At 47.7% G+C, this 1265-nt stretch carries 2 protein-coding genes; both read left to right on the forward strand.

Annotated features, from left to right (window positions below; genetic code table 11):
• Window positions 1–249 (forward strand): hypothetical protein (locus tag F6K49_RS50175; protein ID WP_293110329.1); only part of this gene is annotated, 249 nt, incomplete at its 5' end.
• A complete protein-coding gene (locus F6K49_RS50180) occupies window positions 246–1256 on the forward strand; it encodes a chemotaxis response regulator protein-glutamate methylesterase (RefSeq protein WP_293029710.1) in 1011 nt (336 codons plus the stop codon). The genes F6K49_RS50175 and F6K49_RS50180, both read left to right, overlap by 4 nt.
• Window positions 1257–1265: the final 9 nt, after the last annotated feature.

The raw sequence follows: 1265 nt of genomic DNA on the forward strand, positions 1-1265 counted from the left end.
CCTACTCCCTACTCCCTACTCCCTACTCCCTACTCCCTACTCCCTACTCCCTACTCCCTACTCCCTACTCCCTACTCCCTACTCCCTACTCCCTACTCCCCTACTCCCTACTCCCTACTCCCTACTCCCTACTCCCTACTCCCTACTCCCTACTCCCCTACTCCCTACTCCCCTACTCCCTACTCCCTACTCCCTACTCCCTACTCCCTACTCCCTTATAAAAAAGTAATCAGCATTTTTATGACATGAAAATAGCAATTGTTAATGATTCAATGATGGCAGTAGAGACCCTGCGGCGTGTCTTGATGGTGGTTCCAGACTATAAAGTAGCTTGGGTTGCTAGTGATGGTGCCGAAGCTATTGCCAAATGTGCCAAAGATCTCCCAGACTTAATTTTGATTAATTTGACAATGCCAGTAATAGATGGGGTTGAGGCAACTCGCCAGATCATGAAACATTCTCCCTGTGCGATTTTAGTGGTAACCGCTAGCGTCCAGCAGAATTCATCTAAAGTATTTGAAGCCCTTGGATATGGAGCCTTAGATGCTGTCAGCCTGCCAGTTTTGGGCACTCGCGGTAACCCAGACGCTGCTCAAGAACTACTTACTAAAATTGCTACCATTGGTAAACTGATTGGAAAATCCACCCGAAATTCAAAATCCCCAGCCCGAAATTCCCAACTCCATCTTCCGCCGTTAATCGCAATTGGTGCTTCTACTGGAGGACCAAAGGCTCTAGCAACGATTCTCTCCAGCATACCAGCAAGTTTCAGTGCAGCAATTGTGATTGTCCAGCATGTAGATGTGCAGTTTGCTTCAGGATTAGTGGAGTGGTTGAATCATCAGACACCCTTGGTAGTCCAACTAGCGTCTGACGGTAGCCGTCCTGAAGTAGGGAAAGTATTGATTGCTGGAACCAAAGACCACCTGTTTTTAACATCGAATTTGAGGTTAACCTATACCACCAAACCCAGTAATTATCCCTACCGCCCCTCCGTAGATGTTTTTTTCAAAAGTGTAGCCGAGTACTGGAAGCGCAAAGGCACCGCTGTCTTGTTAACTGGCATGGGTAGAGATGGAGCTGAAGGGCTAAAACTGTTGCGCTCTAAAGGTTGGCATACTATTGCCCAAGATAAAAGCAGTTGCGTGGTTTATGGGATGCCGAAAGCAGCAGCAGAGTTGAAGGCGGCGGTGGAAATTTTGCCCCTAGACGCGATCGCACCTGCCCTAATCAAAGGATTCGCGTTTAAGCCTTAGCTAAATTCC

It is taken from the genome of Moorena sp. SIO3I6 (assembly GCF_010672095.1).

What these genes read in the sequence shown, in the direction of transcription:
- F6K49_RS50180 (WP_293029710.1), top strand. Translation starts at nt 246, where the DNA reads ATGAAAATAGCAATTGTTAATGATTCAATGATGGCAGTAGAGACCCTG.